The organism is Arthrobacter sp. OV608, assembly GCA_900110595.1.
Taxonomy (GTDB): Bacteria; Actinomycetota; Actinomycetes; order Actinomycetales; family Micrococcaceae; genus Arthrobacter.
This window is the reverse complement of the sequence record FOEZ01000002.1, coordinates 78,991-97,012: the sequence shown is the minus strand read 5'-3', so window position 1 is coordinate 97,012 and position 18,022 is coordinate 78,991. Positions and strand designations below refer to the sequence as shown.

The following is an 18,022-nucleotide window of genomic DNA, read 5'->3' as shown; positions in this document are numbered from 1 at the left end:
GCAGCATGTGCGGTATAGCCGGCGAAATCGCCTTCAACGGTAGACGGGCCTCGCAGGAGGCAGTTCTGGACATCATGGGGGCAATGACGTCGAGGGGACCGGACGGACGGGGAACCTGGGAGGCGGGCTGGGTTGCACTGGGGCATCAGCGGCTCAGCATCATTGACCTTTCCACGGCGGGCGGCCAGCCCATGGTGGACGACGGCGGCCTGGCCATCACCTTCAACGGCTGCATCTACAACTACAAGGAGCTGCGCCGCGAACTCGAACCCGAATTCACCTTCCGGTCCACCAGCGACACCGAGGTGATCCTGAAGGCCTACCGGAAGTGGGGCGACGGCTTTGTCCACCACCTGGTGGGGATGTTCGCGATCGCGCTGTATGACCCGCGGCGGCCGGAAGTCCTGCTGGTCCGGGACCGGCTGGGTATCAAGCCGGTGTACGTTTCCCACCTGCACGGCCGGCTGCGCTTCGCCTCCAGCCTGCCTGCGCTGGTGGCTTCCGGCGGGATCGACACGTCCATCGACGAGGCTGCCCTGCACCATTACCTGAGCTGGCACTCGATCGTTCCGGCCCCGCGGACCATACTGAACGGCGTCCAGAAGCTGCCCGCGGCCACCATCCGCACCATCCGCCCGGACGGGACCTGGCACGACCGCGAGTACTGGAAGCCTTCCTACACGCGGAAGGCGGAGCACTCGGGCTGGTCCGCTGCCGACTGGCAGGACGCCGTCCGCGAGTCGCTCAAAACAGCAGTACGACGGCGGATGGTTGCGGACGTGCCGGTAGGCGTCCTGCTCTCCGGGGGACTGGATTCGAGCCTCCTGGTTGCGTTGCTGGCGGAGGAGGGCCAGCACGGCCTCTCGACGTTCAGCATCGGGTTCGACGGCGCGGGCGGCGATTCCGGGAACGAGTTCGCCTACTCGGACCTGGTGGCCCGGGAGTTCGGCACGCGGCATGAGCAGCTGCACATCAGCACCTCCGAGTTCGCCCCGTCCATTGCCGGGGCAGTGGGGGCGATGTCCGAGCCGATGGCCAGCCATGACGTGACGGCCTTCCACCTGCTGTGCCGGACCGTGACGGAGCACGTGAAGGTGGTGCAGTGCGGCCAGGGCGCCGACGAGGTATTCGGCGGGTACGGGTACCACCAACCGCTTGCTTCTGTAGGCCGGGCCGACGCTTTATCGGCTTTTTCAGCAAGCTTTGTGGACCACAGCCATGAGGAGCTCCTGAAAATCCTGGAGCCCGAGTGGTACTGCGGTACGGATGTAAGCCGCGAGGTCCTGGCCGCCCACCTGCGCGCTCCCGGGGCGGAGACTGCCCTGGACGCGGTGCTCCGGCTGGACACGCACCTGCTGATGGTGGATGACCCGGTTAAGCGGCTGGACAACATGAGCATGGCATGGGGCATCGAAGCGCGCGTCCCGTTCCTGGACCACGAACTGGTGGAACTCGCCGCCGCCTGCCCGCCCGAATTCAAGGCCTCCCAGGGCGGGAAAGGAATTCTGAAGGACCTGGGCCGGCAACTGCTCCCGGAGGCTGTGGTGGACCGGCCCAAGGGATACTTCCCGGTTCCGGCCCTGCGGCACCTGGAAGAACCCTTCATCAGCATGGTCCGCGAAGCGCTGCACGCGCCCGAGGCCAAGCAGCGCGGGCTCTTCCAGCCTGCGTACATCGACGGACTCCTGGCCAACCCCAACATGCAGCGGACCCCGGTGAACAGCAACGTGCTCTGGCAACTGGCACTGCTGGAAATGTGGCTCCAGCACCACGGGGTGGGCTGATCCTTGACCCTGGAAGGCACACACACCTCCCTGTTGCCCTCGCTCCGCCAAGCGGTCGCAGCGGACTTTGCGGCCGCCGTCGGCCAATTGTCCGGGCTGGTCCGGATCCCGGCGATGGCGTGGGACTCCTTCGACCCGGCCGAACTGGACACAGCTGCGCGGCACGTGGCGGCATTGCTTCACGAGGCCGGGATCACCGACGTCGACATCCTCCAGGCACCCCGGCCGGACGGTGCACCGGGGGCACCGGCGGTGGTGGGTCGCAGGCCGGCCCGCAACGGCAAGCCGACACTGCTGCTGTACGCGCATTATGACGTCCAGCCGGCCGGTGACATCGCCCTGTGGGAGAGTCCCCCCTTTGAAGCGGTGGAGCGGGACGGCCGGCTCTGGGGCAGGGGAGTGGCGGACAACAAGGCGGGCGTGATGCTGCACCTGGCCGCTTTCCGGAACGCGCTGCACGTGCTGGGCGATGATCTGGAGCTCGGGGTGACGGTGTTCATCGACGGCGAGGAGGAAGCCGGTTCGCCGCCGCTTCCCCTGCTGCTTCAACAGCACGCGGACCTGCTTCACGCCGACGTCCTGGTGGTGGCCGACTCCGGAAACTGGAAGGTGGGGGTACCGGCGCTGACCACCAGCCTGCGTGGGTTGATCCTGGGCACCATCGAGGTGCAGGTGCTGGACCATGCGCTGCATTCGGGCACGTACGGCGGGCCGCTGCTGGATGCGGTCACCGTGCTGTCCCGGCTGGTTGCCACGCTGCATCACGACGACGGCGGCGTCGCGGTAGAGGGGCTGCTTTCCTCTGATGCACCGGGTCCTTTCCTGTCCGAGGAGGAGTTCCGGGCGGATTCCGGCGTGCGTCCCGAGGTTCCGCTGGCCGGCTCGGGGTCGTTGACGTCGCGGCTGTGGACCAAGCCGGCGCTGGCGGTTATCGGGATGGACGTTCCTTCGGTGGCTCTTTCCTCGGACACTCTGCTGCCGGTGGCCCGGGCTAAGTTCAGCCTCAGCCTGGCGCCGGAGACGGATACGGCCGCCGCGATGGAGGCAGTCCGACGGCATGTGGAGTCACACACTCCCTTCGGCGCCGACGTGACCCTTACGCCCGCCGGCCGAACCGAGGGGTTTGCCGGCGACGCGTCCTCACGGGCCGCCCGGACCATGCTCGGGGCGATGGAGGACACGTGGGGCGTGCCCGCCGTCTGCATGGGGGTGGGCGGCTCGATTCCCGCGGTCAATATCCTGACCAAGCTGTACCCGCGGGCGGAAGTCCTGATCACCGGCGCGGAGGATCCGGATTCCCGGGCGCACGGGGCGAACGAATCGATCCATCTGGGCGATTTCGAAAACGCCATCGTCGCCGAGGCTCTGTTGATTGCCCGGCTTAATTCCCTGGACTGACCCTGCGCGGCGTCAGCGCTGTGGTGAGTCCCGTCGTCGTGCGGAGAATGCGAACAGGGCAGTGGTGGCGACGGTGGCCAGGTAACCGGCGATGACAATCAGGGAGATACCGGCCCAGAAGTAGTTGGTGGTGCTGGTCTCCTGCCAGGGGCTCGGCGCAATCCGGGCCAGCGAATACATCGCCACGGCCGCCGACGCCAGCCCGATCACCACCGGCAGCGACAGCCAGATCCTGGCCGAACCCACGTGCGCGCCGAAACCGTCCCAGGCGTTCCACATTCCCCGCCGGATGATCAGCCAGCCTGCGGGAATCATAAACGCGCCCACCAACAGGAATGCGGCCACCACGTCGGCCGGCCGGTGCCACTGGTTGATCAGCGTGGACACCCCGGAGGCGATGGCGAACGTGCCGCCTACGAAACCGGCCATCGGCCGCCACCGCGGCGATGCCATCAGGAATACGGCAGCGGCAGCGGACGCCGCGAGCGTGGTGTGGCCGGACGGCAGCGAGTTCAGTTCCAGCGTCACCACGCCCTTGTCCGGCCGTGCCGGCAGCAGGTCCTTGAGCACCTGCGTGGCGATGTTCGCGCCGATGCAGGCGGCCACTGCGATGCCGGCTTCGGTCCAGTGCTTGCGGATCACGGTGACAAACAAGACCACGACGGCGGCCATCACCAGTGAGATGGTGGGCAGCAGGTCCAGGAACTTGGTGCTCGCCTTGCCGGCCGGCCCGTGGATCTGCACAGCCTCCACCAGCGCCGACTCGTCGATGAACTGGCCTGTGGTGGTCTGGACAAAGTAGTGGTACGTCGCGATCAAACCGGCGATGCACGCCAGCGTGGCAAGAACGAACAGGAAACCCGAACCCGGAGCGGGCCGGCTGGGTGTCCTGGTGGAGGTCTGCCGCGAGATTGTCACCGGTTAAGGGTGTCACAGAAAGCTGGGAGCTGGCCGCATCCCAACTGGGTAGCGCTAACTGTCGTTTTCGAGCTCCAAAACGACACTTGGCGCTACCTAGTTGGGCAGGCGGGGCGGGACAGCTCCCAGCCGCGGGATGCTGGCCGCGGCAACGAGCACCGCCAGGGCGCCCAGGCCGAAAGGCAGGGCCGTGAGGGTAGCGATACCGCCCACCAGCAGCGGCCCGCCGGCGTCGCCCAGTTCCCGCCCGAGTTCGGCGGACCCCATAGTCCGTCCCATCCGCTCCGGCGGTGTGGTGTCCGCGAGGTGGGCGAACCCGAGTGGGGTAACAGCACCGATGCCCGCGCCGATTACTGCCGCGGCAACGAAGATGGTGACCACGCCCGGGGCGAGCGCCACCAGGCCGACACCCGCAGCGATCAGCAGCAGGCCCGCCGTCGTGCCCCGGTTGTCAGTGATGCGGTGGCTGTCCCGCATCCGGCCCATCCACGGCTGGACCAGTACCGAGCCGGCGGCGAGGACGCTGACGGCTGCAGTGCCGGCCAGGGCGCCGAGCCCGTGCCGGGTGGCCAGCGCGGGAAAGAAGCCGACGGCTGCGCCAAGGGCAGCAGTGGACGCAGCCAGCACCAGCGTGGGCACCAGGAAGCGGCGTTCGCCCACCTGCCGTGCCAGGTCCATCACCGTGTACCGCTGGCGGGGGAGCGGCTCAAGGTGAGGCACCGCAGCCAGGACCCAGACCGCCGTCACCACAGCCAGCACGGAAAGGGCCCCGAACAGCAGGGGGAAGCCGCCGGCGAAGATGAGGCCGGCGCCGAGCAGCGGGCCGATGATGTAGCCCAGGCTCTTCCAGGACCCGTACCTGCCGAAGTACGTGCCGGCTTTTCCGCCGCGTGCCAGCCTGGCCACCATGGAGGACGACGCCGGGGAAAACGCGGACGCCGCCGCGCCCTGGCCCAGCCGGGCCAGCGCCAGCATGAGCGGATCCGCCGCCCACAGGCCGATCAGGGACAGCACAGCAAAGGCGAAGAGCCCGCCGACGATCACGGGCTTGGGGCCAACCCGGTCACTGAGGGCGCCGAAAACGGGTTTGAGGAACACCTCCGAGATGTCGTACAGCGCCAGGAGGATGCCCAGGTTAAGCAGCGTCAGGCCGATGTTGCCACTCTGCGCGCCCAGGCCCGCAGCAATGCTGTGCGCGCCGAACGCCGTGACGAATCCGGCGGCGTAGAGCGGGGCGGAGGATGAGCGGGTGGCAAGGCCGGAAGCGGTCACACCCGCGAGTTTATCCGCTGCAAGGGTCAGGAGAGGGCGGCCGCCAGCTCTTCAATCATCTCGAACTGCTCGCGGACGCCGTCCTCCATGCCGGACTGGGCAATAATGTCGCGCACTTCCTTGCTCCCCGCATCAGTGCGCATGCTGACCAGGGTGGCGCCGCCGTCGGCCACTTCAAAGGTGACAGTGTTCAGCACGGCGCCCTCCTCACTGTCCGGAGCGGTGCCTGGCATCTCCATGATTTCGGTGTGGACGATCCGCTCGTTGGGCACGATCTCCCGGTACGTCCCGTGGAAGGCCACCTCGAATTCACCGTGCGCCACCATCACATACCGCCAGGCACCTCCCACGCGGAAGTCCATGTCTGCCACCGTCATCTCCCCGCGCCTGCCGGGCCACCATCTCCTCACGAGGTCCGGCGTGGTCCAGGCTTTGTAGACGAGGTGCCGGGGCGCGTTCACGGTGCGGGTGATCAGGATTTCCTCATCGCTGGGGAAACTGACGTCCAGGATTCCGGTGTGTGGCATTGCCCTGCTCCTACTCTTGCGTGTCTGACTCTTTGAGGTCCTCCAGCACATCTTCCAGGAGCTCGAAGCGCTCCTCCCAGAGATGCCGGTAGCCGGCCACCCAGTCGTGGATGGGTTTGAGGGCTTGCGGATTAAGCCGGTAGACGCGGTGCCGGCCTTCATCACGTGCGACGACGGCTCCCACCTCGCGCAGGACCCGCAAGTGGCGTGACACGTGCGGCTGTGCCAGGCCGAGCAGGTCCACCAGCTCGTTGACGGGCCGCTCGCCTTCGCTGAGGGCGTCCAGGATCTCCCGGCGGCGGGGCTCGGCCACCGCGTTGAATGCATCTGCCGTTGTTGCCGCCCGCGCCATGAACACATCATATATCCATATGGGTATGAGTGGAAGATCTGTTGGAGCGCGCGTTTCAGCGCTTGCGGTGTTCGGTCTTCCCAAAACCGTGAAGCTGAGTAGTGTGCGGATCAAGGGAACCATGGGCTCACGCGGGGCTTCGAGGGGCACCGCTTCCTCCCGCCGGAGGAGATGCTGTGTTCAACAAAGGAGGACGGCTGTGACCATCATCGACAACGCTGTGTATGTTGACGGGCTGCGCACGCAGGACCCCGGGAGCCTGGACGAAACCTACTTTGTGCTGCGGCAGCGGGAGGGGATGGCCTGGATCGGGCTGTACCGGCCGGACGCCGAGGAACTGCAGTCCGTGGCCGAGGAGTTCGACCTCAGCCCCCTGGCCGTGGAGGACGCCCTCGCCGGGCACCAGCGCGCCAAGCTGGAGCATTACGGCGAATGCGTATTCCTTGTCCTGCGGCCCGCCCGCTACCTGGACGACGTCGAAAAGGTGGACTTCGGCGAGATCCACGTTTTTGTGGGCCAGGACTACGTAGTGACCGTCCGGCACGCCGAATCCCCGGACCTCGCCAAGGTCCGCCGGCGGATGGAATCCATGCCGGAGTTCCTCGCGCTGGGCCCAAACGCCGTGCTCTACGGCATCCTGGACCAGGTGGTGGACGAGTACGAGCCGGTGGCGGCGGGACTCGAGAACGACATCGACGAGATCGAGGACGACCTCTTCGGAGCCGACCCCGACGTTTCCCGCCGAATCTATGAACTGTCCCGCCAGGTGATCACCTTCCAGCGCGCCACCAGCCCCCTGGTTGGCCTCCTGCAGGCACTCACCGCCGGTACTCCGGAGCGGGTGCCCCACCCCGAACTCCAGGACCATTTCCGTGATGTGCTGGACCACGTGCTGCGGCTTAACGAACGCGTAGCCTCCTTCCGGGCGCTGCTGCAGAACGCCCTGGCGGTCAACGCCGCCCTCGTGGCCCAACGGCAGAACGACGAGATGCGCCGGCTCACTGAATCCAGTTTTGCGCAGAGTGAGCAGGTCAAGCGGATCTCGTCCTGGGCGGCGATCCTGTTCGCCCCGACGCTCGTGGGAACCATCTACGGCATGAACTTCCGCTCCATGCCCGAGCTGGACTGGGTGTTCGGCTACCCCTTCGCGCTGGGGTTGATGGTGGCCATGGGACTGGCGCTCTACTGGACGTTCCGCCACAACAAATGGATCTAGCGGCAAACGCCCGCTTGTACAGTGGGTCCATGCCTACTGCTGTGCCCGCCCTTGAAGAACTCCTGGCAGGTGCACACGTGGTGAGCCTGCCCATGCGCGTGAAGTTCCGCGGCATCATGGAACGCGAGTCGCTCCTGCTCCAAGGCCCGGCCGGCTGGGGCGAATTCTGCCCCTTTCCGGAATATGCCGACGCCGAGGCCTCCAACTGGCTGGCCGCCGCCATCGAGGCCGGCTGGCAAGGCTTTCCTGCTCCGCTGCGGCCCATGATCCCGGTCAACGCCACCGTCCCCGCCGTTGCAGCGGAGCGTGTGCCCGAGATACTTGCGCGCTTTGGCCGGGTGGACGCGGTCAAGGTCAAGGTGGCCGAGCAGGGCCAGACGCTCGACGACGATTCAGCCCGCCTCGCCGCGGTCCGCTCCGCATTGCCGGACGCAGCCATCCGCGTGGACGCGAACGGCGGCTGGGACGTCCCCACGGCCATCAAGGCACTCACCCGGCTGGCCGGCGTCGGACTCGAATACGCTGAGCAGCCCGTCCCCACCATCGACGGCCTGGCCGAGGTGCGGCGCGCTTTACAGTCCGCGGGTACTCCAGTGCTGATCGCGGCGGATGAAAGCGTCCGCAAGGAATCCGATCCCCTGAAAGTGGCGCGGGCCGGCGCGGCGGACCTGATTGTGGTCAAGGTGGCGCCGCTCGGGGGAGTGCGGCGCGCTTTGGACATCGTGGCACAGGCCGCGCTGCCCGCCGTCGTCAGTTCTGCGCTGGACACGTCGGTGGGGATCCGGGCGGGCCTTGCGCTCGCGGCAGCGCTGCCCGAGCTGCCCTACGCGTGCGGGCTGGGGACGGTGTCCCTGTTTGAATCGGACGTCACCACGGATCCGTTGGTGGCCGACGACGGCGCCATCCGCCTCCGCGACGTGGCCGCCGACGCCGGGCTGCTTGAGCAGTATGCGGCTTCCGCAGAACGTCGCGACTGGTGGCTGGCCCGGCTCCGTCGCGTCCACGCCCTCCTCGCCCCGTAGCGACGCTCTCTCACTCAACGCGGGGTTTCCCGGGACGCTCTCTCACTTGGTGTGCCTTTCCTGCTGACGCGCCATCACGTTCCTGCAGGTCACCGGCGGTTCACCGGAACTTCACCTCACTGACTACTGAGCGTAGGAACTGGCTGGCAGGGTGGGCGGACCGCATCGATTTTTTGGAAGGCACCCATGTCTGAAACGACTGCCCGCAAGTTCAACCTGCTGCCCATGCTTGGCCACACCAAGGGCAAGCGGAGCCCCGTCACCTGCGCGCTCAAGTGCGACAACGCCTGCGCTGGCGACGTCTGCAACACCAGCTCCAACAGCTACTTCCGCGACATCGCCTCCGCCACCATGTCCCGCCGCGCCGCCCTGGGCTTCGGCGCCGCCGGTGCCCTCGCCGTCGTACTTGGAAGCGCCGTGACGTCCGCCGAACCCGCGAGTGCCGCAGGCCTTTCCAAGGCTGCCAAGGAAGGCTTCGGCAAGTCCAAGCTGCAGTTCACGGCCATTAAGCCGGTGGACAAGGCCGTTGACGCCTTCACCGTTCCCGAGGGATTCACCTGGCAGCCGGTCATCCGCTGGGGCGACCCGCTGTTCGCCGACTCGCCGGACTTCGACCTGAACAACCAGACCGCGGCAGCACAGGCCCGCCAGTTCGGCTACAACAATGACTACACGGACATCGTGGAAATTCCGGACAGCAAGGGCCGCCGCGCCGTGCTGTTCACCAACCACGAATACACCAACGAGAACATCATGGTCCCGGCCGGATACGACGCCAAGGAAACCCGCGCGATCGGCCGCGCCGCCCATGGCCTGGCCGTCGTGGAGCTGGAGCGCAAGAACACCACCAAACCGTGGAGCTACGTCAAGGGTGCACCGCTGAACCGCCGCTACCTCTCCGACACCACCTATGAACTGACCGGCCCCGTTGCCGGTTCCGCGCTCGTCAAGACCGTCGCGGACCCCTCCGGCCGCGCCATCAAGGGCACGTTCGGCAACTGCTCCGGCGGCACCACGCCCTGGGGCACCATCCTTTCCGGCGAGGAGAACTTCAACGGCTACTTCGTCGCCGCCGGCACTTCAGCCAGTGACAAGCGCTACGGCCTCACCGCCAAGCCCACCAACCGCAAGTGGGAGTTGGACGACCCCCGCTTCGATACCCGCAACGCCGGCTACGAGAACGAAACCAACCGGTTCGGCTGGATCGTCGAGGTTGACCCGTTCGACCCCACCTCCACCCCCAAGAAGCGCTCCGCCATGGGCCGGTTCAAGCACGAGGGCGCCAACGTGATCGTGGCCGAATCCGGGCACGTGGTGGCCTACATGGGCGATGACGAGAAGTTCGACTACCTCTACAAGTTCGTCTCCGCAGAGAAGTATCGTGAAGGCGACCGCCGGCACAACATGAACCTGCTGTCCGAGGGCGACCTTTACGTTGCCAAGTTCACCGGCAACTCACCCTCTCCCGAAATCACCGGCACCGGGGCGCTTCCTTCCGACGGCGCGTTCGACGGCACGGGCGAATGGCTGCCCCTGGTGGTGGCCGGAAAGTCCGCCGTCCCGGGCATGTCCGTCGAGGAGGTCCTGGTGTACACCCGCCTGGCTGCGGACAAGGTTGGGCCCACCAAGATGGACCGCTGCGAGGATGTCCAGCCGAGCCTGCACACCGGAAAGGTCTACGTGGTCTGCACCAACAACTCGGACCGCGGCACGGGCACAAAGGAAGGCGCCACCGAGGTCAACCCGCGCACGCAGAACCGCGACGGGCACATCGTGGAAATCACCGAAACCGGCGACCAGACGTCCACTACGTTCAATTGGACCCTCCTGATGGTCTGCGGTGATCCGGCGCAGGGTGACGCCACCTACTTCTCCGGCTACCCGGTGGACAAGGTCTCGCCCATCTCCTGCCCGGACAACGTGGCCTTCGACTCCGTCGGCAACCTCTGGATCTCCACCGACGGCGCCCCCTCCGGCATCGGCTACAACGACGGTCTCTTCAAGGTCACCCTGGACGGCGCCGAGCGTGGCAAGGTGGAACAGTTCCTCTCCGTTCCCCGCGACGCCGAGACCTGCGGCCCGGTCATCCACGACGACGAGCGCACGGTGTTCGTCTCCGTGCAGCACCCGGGCGAGGAAGGCACCTTCGAGGCGCCGAACTCCTACTTCCCGGACTACGTCCCGGCAGGTACGACGCCGGCAGCCGGCCAGGTGCGCGCGCCCCGTCCCGCCGTGGTCCAGGTGTTCCGCGCCTAGGTCCCTCCGCGGCGATTGCGACATCGAACGCTCTCTCACTTGATGCTGGTTTTTCGGACACGCTCTCTCACTTACCGCAGGAATAACTGGAACGCTCTATCACTCTCCTCAGGAGAGTGATAGAGCGTGCCGGCTTATGGCGCATCAAGTGATAGAGCGTTCCGGTTTATGGCGCATCAAGTGATAGAGCGTCGGGGCGTTCGTGCAGGAGGTGATGGCGCGTGGGGCGTATTGGTGCGAAAGGTGATGGGGCGTCGGGGGTGGCAGACTGGTTTGGTGACTTCGCTGAACGAACCTGCCCCCGACGCCTCGCCTGATTCACCCCGTGCTGCTGATTCCTTGACAGCCCTGGCAGCCGCGCGGATCGCCGTCGGGGTACTGCTCGACGGCGGCGTGCAGCACGTGGTGGTTTCGCCTGGTTCCCGGTCCGCCCCCATGGCCTACGCGCTGGCCGAGGCTACCGCGCAGGGCCGGGTGGAACTGCTGGTCCGCATCGACGAGCGTTCTGCCGGATTCACAGCCTTGGGCCTTGCCCTGTCCACCGGCTCGCCCGCGGCCGTCCTCACGACGTCCGGCACCGCCGTCGGAAACCTGCTGCCCGCCGTGATGGAAGCCAACCACGCGGCGGTTCCGCTGATCGTCCTCTCCGCGGATCGGCCGGACGAACTTCGCGGCACCGGTGCCAACCAGACCACCATCCAGCCCGATATTTTCGGTGAACAGGTACGTTTCGCCGTCGACATCCCGGCCGGCACCGATCCGGAGCGGGCCGTCCGGACGGGTCTCTCCGCCGCAACCGGGGCGTTCCCGGATCTCGCCCCCGGGCCGGTCCAGCTCAACCTTGCCTTCCGCGACCCCCTGGTGCCGGAGCCCGCCGACCAACTGCCCGCGGCTACCGAACGGCCGCGCTACCGCATCGGCACCGAGCCGCTCATCATGAATCTTCCGCCCGCCGCCACGGACATGACCGAGCACCGGACGGTGGTTCTGGCCGGACACGACGCCGGTCCGGTGGCCGAGGCCTTTGCCCGCGCCCACGGACTGCCGCTGCTGGCGGAACCGTCCTCGAATGCCCGGTTCGGGCCGAATGCCGTGGGCCCATACCGGCTGCTGCTGGAGCACTTCGGCCCTGGCGCGGCACAGCCCATCGAACGGGTGGTGCTGTTTGGCCGGCCCACGCTGTCCCGGCCGGTCGCTGCCCTCCTTGCCCGCGCCGATGTGCCGTCCGCTTTGTACCAGCCGGTTCCCGTGGCCTGGTACGAACCCGGCCGGCGCACCGAACTGCCCCTCGAAAGCCTCGCCGACCTCGCGGAATTCGCCGGCCGCGGCCCGGCCGACTGGCTGGACACCTGGCTGCTCGCCGGTTCCGCCGCCCAGCACGCGCTGGACCTCGTCCTGGCCGAGAACGCGCCCGCCACCGGCCCGTCCGTGGCGTCCCTCGTTTGGAAGCATGCCCGGGGCCAGCTGATGCTCGGCTCCTCCAACGGCATCCGGGACGCCGACCTGGCCGGCCTGCCCGCCCCTGAACCGGCCGCTACCGTCTATGCCAACCGGGGCCTGGCGGGGATCGACGGCACCATCTCCACCGCCACCGGCATCGCACTGGGCAGCCGGCAGGAAACCACTGTCCTCCTGGGCGATGTCACGTTCCTGCACGATGCCGGGGGCTTGCTGGTGGGACCAGGTGAGGAGCAGCCGCAGCTTCGGATCGTGGTCCTGAACGACTCCGGCGGCGCCATCTTCGACCTGCTGGAACACGGCGCGGTGCGTGAGGCTGGAACGTACGGCGACGCCGTCGAGCGCCTCTTCGCCACCCCGCACTCCGTGGACCTTGCGGCACTTGCTGCGGCGTACGGCGTCGGCCATAGCGCGGTAAGTACGACGGCGGCACTCGCCGAAGCACTCGACCAGCCTGTGGAGGGCCGCAGCCTTATCGAAGTCCGTACGGACCGCGGCGGCCTCCGTGCCCTGCATGCCCGGATCAAGGAAGCTGTTGCCGTAGCCGTGGGGGGAGTACTGGCGCGGTAGTTCCGGCCAGCGCGAATGGCCGCAACTGGGGAACTGCTAGTTGGTTGGGGGCGTGAACTGGCTGGCGCTGAATTCCCCGCCTTGCGGGTCCCGGATCAATGCTTCCCGCGTCCACCCGGTGTCGGCCTGCCCCAGGACCTGGGCGCCGAGCCGCTCGGCATCCGCCACGGTCTGGTCCCGGTCCGCGACCGTGAACGTGACGTGCCAGTGCGGTGGTTTGTCCGGGGCACTGGCCACAATCCAGGCGATCGCGTCCTCGAAGCCGGGTGGAGCAGAAATTCCCGCCTGCCGCGTCCGGATCCCAGGGTCGATTGTTGCCGCAAGATGGTCGCCGTACCCGGGGCTGCGGACCATCAATCCGTAGCCGATATCGTCCACCTCCCAGCCGAAAGCCTCTCCATAGAAGGCTCTGGCTGCATCCGGATTCGGTGTATGGAGATCGCTGAAATTCCACGCGCCCGGCTGGTTTGCCACTTGTGCCCCTAACCGGCGGTTGGCTTCCCAGAGGCGGAACGCGGCGCCTTCTAGGTCGACCAGGGCCGCACTGCGGCCACCTTCTCCGGCGTCCGCCGGAGCTGAGAGGAGGCTGGCACCCGCTGCGACGAGGCGCGGAACGGCAGCGTCGGCGTCGTCGACTGATATATAGGTGTTCCACGCAGTGGTTCCGTCCCCGCCGCTGCCTATGCCTGCGACGTCCTGGCCCCCGAGCTTTGCGATCAGGTACCGGCCCGGTGTGTCCGCCGGCATAACGTCCTCGAATGTCCAGCCAAAGAGTCCGGCGTAGAACCCGGCGGCCGCATCAACGTCGGGCTGCTCCGTGTCGATCCAACACGGGACGCCGTGCGGGTAGGTCCGTCCGGTCATATCGCTCCTGCACGTGATGGGCCTGCAACGCCGGCAGGCCCTTGAAGGGTCAGAGTTGCAGTGCCACCCATTCTCGACTCCTCGCGGGCGCGAAGTAAAGGCTTCCGGGCACGTATGGAAGTTCCCGGGACATGCAAAAATGCCCCGCCGCTGCCGGAGAATTCCGGTAGCGGCAGGGCATCGTCATGGCTAAAGCGGGTGCGCCTATTCCTCGATCTCGATGTGCGTCGGATCCAGGACGCGGCGCAGGAACTCCTTGGTGCGAGCCTGGGTGGGCGCGGAAATGACCTGCTCAGCCACGCCTTCCTCCACCACAACGCCGCCGTCCATAAACACCACACGGTCTGCCACTTCGCGGGCAAAGCCCATCTCGTGGGTCACCACCAGCATGGTCATGCCCTCCTTGGCGAGGTTGCGCATCACGGAGAGGACATCGCCCACGGTTTCGGGGTCAAGGGCGGACGTGGGCTCGTCAAAGAGCATCAGCTCCGGGTCCATGCTGAGCGCGCGGGCAATGGCCACCCGCTGCTGCTGGCCGCCGGAGAGCTGGTCGGGGAAGCGGTCCGCCAGGTGTCCCAGCCCCACGCGTTCAAGGTTGTGCATGGATACCTTGTCCGCCTCGGCCTGCGAACGCTTGAGGACCTTGACCTGGGCGATGGAACAGTTGCGCTTGGCATCCAGGTGCGGGAAAAGGTTGAACTGCTGGAACACCATGCCCACCTTGCGGCGCATCTTGTCGATGTCCACATCGGCGTCGGTGGCTTCAAAGCCGCCCACGTGGATGGCACCCTTGTTGGGCTGCTCCAGCAGGTTCACGCAGCGCAGGAGGGTTGATTTGCCCGAGCCGGAGGGGCCGATCAGGCACACCACTTCGCCCGGCTTCACGTCCAGGCTGATGCCCTTGAGCACTTCGTTGGTGCCGTAGGACTTGCGCAGGTCCTTGATGGACACACCTGCCGCATTGACGGTGCCGGGGTGGCCGGCGGAGGAATTTACGACGTCGTTCATGGCTTCCCTGCCTATCGCTTGGTCCGCGCGGAGCGGCTTTCGAACTTCCGGGCCAGGAGGCTCAGCGGGATGGTGATGATCAGGTAGAAGGCGCCGGCGACCAGGAGCGGCGTGAGACCGGCGCCGAGGCTGGAGATGCCGTCGCGGCCGAATTTGGTCAGCTCATACTGCGATGCGGTCAGGCCCAGCACGTAGATCAGCGAGGAGTCCTTGGTGAGCAGGATGACCTCGTTGGTCAGCGGGGGCAGGACGATCTTGAAGGCCTGCGGAATCACGATAGTCACCATGGCCCGCCACTGCGGCATGCCCAGGGAGCGGGCTGCTTCAAGCTGGCCCTTCGGCACAGCCTGCAGGCCGGCGCGGAGCGTTTCGGCGATGTAGGCGGAGGCCACGATGCCCAGCGAAACCATGACGATGATGGTGACGTTCCACTGAACGCCAAACGCCAGGGGAACGCCGTAACCGAAGGCGATGAAGACCAGCAGTGCCGGGACACCGCGGAAGAACTCGATGTAGCCGGTGGCGATCCAGCGGTACAGCGGAAAGCTGGAAAGCTTCATCAGTGCCAGCAGGAGGCCGCCGGACAGGCCAACAATAAAGCCGAGCACCGTGTAAATCAGGGTGTTCACCAGGCCGGTGGTGAAGATGCCCGGGAACATCGGGCCGATCTTGCCGAAGTTGAAGACGCTGTTGCCGATGGTCTTCCAGTCCGTGGCCAGGATCAGGGCGGCGACGGCCACAATAAAGATTCCTGCCTGGACGTACAGGCTTACTCTGGCGCGTTGACGTGCGGTCATTGCCATGGATGCTCACATTCGTAGTGCGTGGCTGAGGCCCCGGACGTACTGGCTGTACAGCGTGTCCGGGGCCCCGGCTGCGTTATTCTCAGGGCGGCGAAGGCCTCGGTGGAAGGCCGAAGCGCTCGCTACTTGGCGGTCTCGCCGAACCAGGTGGTTTCGAATTTCTTCAGGCTGCCGTCGTCCGTGAGGCGCTTGAGGGTGGCGTTGACCTTGTCCCCCATGGCGGTGTTGCCCTTCTTGTAGGCGATTCCGAGCTTCTCGCCGCTCGCGTAGTTCTCCACGCGCTTCCAGGCGGAGTTGTCCTTGATGGCGTAAGCGAGAACGGACTGGTTGCCCAGGGCGGCGTCGATGGTGCCGGCCTGGATGGCCTGGACCAGGAGGCCGGTGTCCTCGAACTGCTGGGCATCGATCCCCTTGTCCGCCGCGTACTTTGCGCCGGTGGTGGCCTGCTGGACGCCAACTTTCTTGCCCTTGGCGCTGTCAATGTCCTTGATACCGGAGGCCGTGGTTGCCAGGAGGGTGAGGTCGTCATCCAGGTACGGGGTGGAGAAGTCCATGACGGCCTTGCGGGTGTCCGTGATGGAGATCGACGAGATGGACAGGTCGCACTGGGTCAGCGCGGTGCCGGTCTCGATGGCCTCGAACGAGCTGTCCACGATGCTCAGTTCGGCCTTGAGGTCCTTGGCAACTTCCTTGGCGATATCGACGTCGAAGCCCACCGTCTCGCCGTCCTTCTGGAATTCGAACGGCTCGTAGGGGACATCCGAGCAGACCGTGAGCTTGCCGGAGTTGATGAGCTGGACTCCGCCTTCGGACGCTGCCGGGGTAGAGCTTCCGCCGCCGCAGGCCGTGAGGGTGAGGGCGCCGACGGCGAAGAGTGCTGCTGCCTTGGCGGTCATTTTGGCCGTGGCCAGGGACTTGAGCTGCATGTTTCTTACCTTTTGTTGCAGGAGTATGCGGTACTAAATCGGTTCATAGTGTAGCGCCGAATAAGAGATGTGCATCACAGGAAACTTAGTTTCACTATTGGATAACTAAATTACCCCTGTTTTCAAGCCTAGGCGAAGCAGTGATGTCTCAGATACCGGACTCGCTGGCCTAGTTCTGGATTCCCAGGGATTCCAGCATCGGCCGGAACTTCGCCCAGGTCTCGGCGAGTTCGGCCTCGGGCTGGGACCCGTCAACTATTCCGCAGCCGGCATATAGCCGGACAGTGTCCGGACCCTCGATGACCGCGCCGCGCAACGCGATGCCCCATTCACCGTTTCCTGCCGCGTCCAGCCAGCCGACCGGGCCGGCGTACGGCCCGCGGTCCAGGTGCTCCAGCTTACGGATCAGGGCGCCGGCCACCTGTGTCGGTGTCCCGCAGACGGCCGCGGTGGGATGCAGCGCGTTGATCAGGGCCAGGCATGTGGGCACGTGGCCTTCCACCTCAGCCAGTTCGGCTTTTACGTCCGAGGCCAGGTGCCACACGTTGGGAAGTTCGAGGATGAACGGCTCGTCGTGGGCGTTCATGGCTTCGGAGAACGGCGCCAGCTGGGTGGTCAGCGACTGGATGGCGATCTCGTGTTCGTGCCGCTGTTTCTCCGAGCCTGCGAGCACGCGGGTGGCGTAGTCCAGGGGAAGTCCGTCCTCGCCGTGGGCATCGCGGCGGTCCAGGGTTCCGGCGAGCACGCGCGCTTGGGCGGTCCGCCCTTCCACCTGGATCAGCATCTCCGGTGTCGCGCCCACCAGTCCGTCCACGCCGTACGTCCAGCATTCGCGGTACCGCCCGGCAAGCTCCCGCAGCACCTTCGCGGCGTTCACACCGGTGGGCACCGTGGCCACGATGTCGCGCGCGAGCACCAGCTTCTCCAGTGCCCCGGTCCGGATCTCGGCAACCCCCGCGGCGACGGCGGCCTTCCAGTCCTCCTCGCTCAGCGAGCCCGTGTGCAGCGTTGCCCCGGCGGCCAGGGGCAGGGGACGTACGACGGCGCCGCCCGCCGTGGCGGGCACCTTGCCGGGGGTGCCGTCCCCGCCTGAGTCCGCTGCCGCCGTCGTGGTTTCGGCAGTGGAGCTGCTGCCGAGCCAGCGGTCCAGGGCGGTGAGGGCGCCCTCTGGGGTGAGCGGGCCGTCGTCGAACGTTAACTGGGTGAGCCAGGCCTGGCCGTCGCGGACGCCCACCACAATCTCGGGCACAATCAGCCGGGACTCGTGGGCCGAGGTCTTGGAAAAGGCAAAGGAACCGAAGGCGACCGGACCTGTGCCCGGGAGCTCTACTGAGTCGGCGATCTCGGTTTCGAGGACCAGGTGGCGCCACCAGATATCCGCCTCAAGGAAGCGCTCAGGGCCTGTGGCAGTGAAGCGCGTGATCTCGCCGAACCCCACCAGCCCCGCCTCGCGCCGGGTCCAGCACAGGACATCGTCCCGGACCAAAAACGACGGCAGCCCCCCGGCGAATTGTTGGCCATCGAGGGGGACTGTCAAGGTGCGGAACGTGCTCGTCATGATTGCACCACGGTACTCCTTTTTGCTGCCGGGGCCGGTTACAAGGAAGCAGCCGGGCAACAGGCGTCGCTGAACCTTCCCCAGTAGCGC

The 18,022-nt window shown here is 66.6% G+C and carries 15 protein-coding genes; 6 read left to right on the top strand and 9 right to left on the bottom strand.

Annotated elements, in window-relative coordinates; genetic code table 11:
- Positions 1–5: 5 nt before the first annotated feature.
- Positions 6–1,784 (top strand): N-acetylglutaminylglutamine amidotransferase, encoded by a 1,779-nt coding sequence (locus tag BMX78_RS03225; RefSeq protein WP_091416300.1) that lies wholly within the window; start codon positions 6–8, stop codon positions 1,782–1,784.
- A gap of 3 nt (positions 1,785–1,787) precedes the next feature.
- Positions 1,788–3,182, top strand: coding sequence for a M20/M25/M40 family metallo-hydrolase (locus tag BMX78_RS03220; protein WP_091416297.1), 1,395 nt, complete (start codon positions 1,788–1,790; stop codon positions 3,180–3,182).
- A gap of 12 nt (positions 3,183–3,194) precedes the next feature.
- On the opposite strand, the gene BMX78_RS03215 is transcribed toward BMX78_RS03220, so the two are convergent.
- From BMX78_RS03215 to BMX78_RS03200, 4 genes are all read right to left on the bottom strand, one after another.
- Positions 3,195–4,100 carry a phosphatase PAP2 family protein gene (locus BMX78_RS03215; RefSeq protein ID WP_139204860.1) on the bottom strand — a complete coding sequence of 302 codons (906 nt, stop codon included), beginning with the start codon at positions 4,098–4,100 and terminating at the stop codon, positions 3,195–3,197.
- Between the two features lie 96 nt (positions 4,101–4,196).
- Positions 4,197–5,372: an MFS transporter gene (locus tag BMX78_RS03210; protein WP_091416294.1), complete on the bottom strand. Its 1,176-nt coding sequence runs from the start codon at positions 5,370–5,372 to the stop codon at positions 4,197–4,199.
- A 26-nt stretch (positions 5,373–5,398) separates the two neighbouring features.
- Positions 5,399–5,899, bottom strand: a complete 501-nt coding sequence (locus BMX78_RS03205; protein WP_091416291.1) for an SRPBCC family protein — start codon at positions 5,897–5,899, stop codon at positions 5,399–5,401.
- A gap of 10 nt (positions 5,900–5,909) precedes the next feature.
- Complete coding sequence (locus tag BMX78_RS03200; RefSeq protein ID WP_091417062.1) at positions 5,910–6,251, bottom strand: ArsR/SmtB family transcription factor; 342 nt, start codon at positions 6,249–6,251, stop codon at positions 5,910–5,912.
- A gap of 199 nt (positions 6,252–6,450) precedes the next feature.
- Between BMX78_RS03200 and BMX78_RS03195 the strand changes: the two genes are divergently transcribed.
- From BMX78_RS03195 to menD, 4 genes are all read left to right on the top strand, one after another.
- The gene (locus BMX78_RS03195) at positions 6,451–7,467 is read left to right on the top strand and encodes a magnesium and cobalt transport protein CorA (RefSeq protein WP_091416288.1); all 1,017 of its coding nucleotides are present in this window, start codon (positions 6,451–6,453) and stop codon (positions 7,465–7,467) included.
- A gap of 29 nt (positions 7,468–7,496) precedes the next feature.
- Positions 7,497–8,489, top strand: a complete 993-nt coding sequence (locus tag BMX78_RS03190) for an o-succinylbenzoate synthase (protein ID WP_091416285.1) — start codon at positions 7,497–7,499, stop codon at positions 8,487–8,489.
- A 186-nt stretch (positions 8,490–8,675) separates the two neighbouring features.
- Positions 8,676–10,745, top strand: coding sequence for a PhoX family protein (locus BMX78_RS03185; protein WP_091416282.1), 2,070 nt, complete (start codon positions 8,676–8,678; stop codon positions 10,743–10,745).
- A gap of 246 nt (positions 10,746–10,991) precedes the next feature.
- Positions 10,992–12,773: a 2-succinyl-5-enolpyruvyl-6-hydroxy-3-cyclohexene-1-carboxylic-acid synthase gene (gene menD, locus BMX78_RS03180; protein ID WP_091417060.1), complete on the top strand. Its 1,782-nt coding sequence runs from the start codon at positions 10,992–10,994 to the stop codon at positions 12,771–12,773.
- A gap of 36 nt (positions 12,774–12,809) precedes the next feature.
- On the opposite strand, the gene BMX78_RS03175 is transcribed toward menD, so the two are convergent.
- The 5 genes from BMX78_RS03175 to BMX78_RS03155 form a co-directional block, all read right to left on the bottom strand.
- Positions 12,810–13,637, bottom strand: coding sequence for a VOC family protein (locus BMX78_RS03175; protein ID WP_091416278.1), 828 nt, complete (start codon positions 13,635–13,637; stop codon positions 12,810–12,812).
- Between the two features lie 204 nt (positions 13,638–13,841).
- Positions 13,842–14,645, bottom strand: coding sequence for an amino acid ABC transporter ATP-binding protein (locus BMX78_RS03170; protein WP_091416275.1), 804 nt, complete (start codon positions 14,643–14,645; stop codon positions 13,842–13,844).
- An 11-nt stretch (positions 14,646–14,656) separates the two neighbouring features.
- Entirely contained in the window at positions 14,657–15,448 is a 792-nt protein-coding gene (locus BMX78_RS03165) for an amino acid ABC transporter permease (RefSeq protein ID WP_091416272.1), read from the bottom strand.
- A gap of 122 nt (positions 15,449–15,570) precedes the next feature.
- Positions 15,571–16,374 carry an ABC transporter substrate-binding protein gene (locus BMX78_RS03160; RefSeq protein ID WP_091416269.1) on the bottom strand — a complete coding sequence of 268 codons (804 nt, stop codon included), beginning with the start codon at positions 16,372–16,374 and terminating at the stop codon, positions 15,571–15,573.
- Between the two features lie 169 nt (positions 16,375–16,543).
- Positions 16,544–17,932: an isochorismate synthase gene (locus BMX78_RS03155; protein ID WP_091416267.1), complete on the bottom strand. Its 1,389-nt coding sequence runs from the start codon at positions 17,930–17,932 to the stop codon at positions 16,544–16,546.
- Positions 17,933–18,022 lie beyond the last annotated feature (90 nt).

Bases quoted from the DNA above. Each gene is read 5' to 3' on its own strand.
- BMX78_RS03200 (WP_091417062.1), bottom strand. From the start codon at position 6,251: ATGGCGCGGGCGGCAACAACGGCAGATGCATTCAACGCGGTGGCCGAG.
- BMX78_RS03175 (WP_091416278.1), bottom strand. From the start codon at position 13,637: ATGACCGGACGGACCTACCCGCACGGCGTCCCGTGTTGGATCGACACG.
- BMX78_RS03225 (WP_091416300.1), top strand. From the start codon at position 6: ATGTGCGGTATAGCCGGCGAAATCGCCTTCAACGGTAGACGGGCCTCG.
- BMX78_RS03205 (WP_091416291.1), bottom strand. From the start codon at position 5,899: ATGCCACACACCGGAATCCTGGACGTCAGTTTCCCCAGCGATGAGGAA.
- menD (WP_091417060.1), top strand. From the start codon at position 10,992: ATGGGGCGTCGGGGGTGGCAGACTGGTTTGGTGACTTCGCTGAACGAA.
- BMX78_RS03160 (WP_091416269.1), bottom strand. From the start codon at position 16,374: ATGCAGCTCAAGTCCCTGGCCACGGCCAAAATGACCGCCAAGGCAGCA.
- BMX78_RS03190 (WP_091416285.1), top strand. From the start codon at position 7,497: ATGCCTACTGCTGTGCCCGCCCTTGAAGAACTCCTGGCAGGTGCACAC.
- BMX78_RS03155 (WP_091416267.1), bottom strand. From the start codon at position 17,932: ATGACGAGCACGTTCCGCACCTTGACAGTCCCCCTCGATGGCCAACAA.
- BMX78_RS03185 (WP_091416282.1), top strand. From the start codon at position 8,676: ATGTCTGAAACGACTGCCCGCAAGTTCAACCTGCTGCCCATGCTTGGC.
- BMX78_RS03170 (WP_091416275.1), bottom strand. From the start codon at position 14,645: ATGAACGACGTCGTAAATTCCTCCGCCGGCCACCCCGGCACCGTCAAT.
- BMX78_RS03165 (WP_091416272.1), bottom strand. From the start codon at position 15,448: ATGGCAATGACCGCACGTCAACGCGCCAGAGTAAGCCTGTACGTCCAG.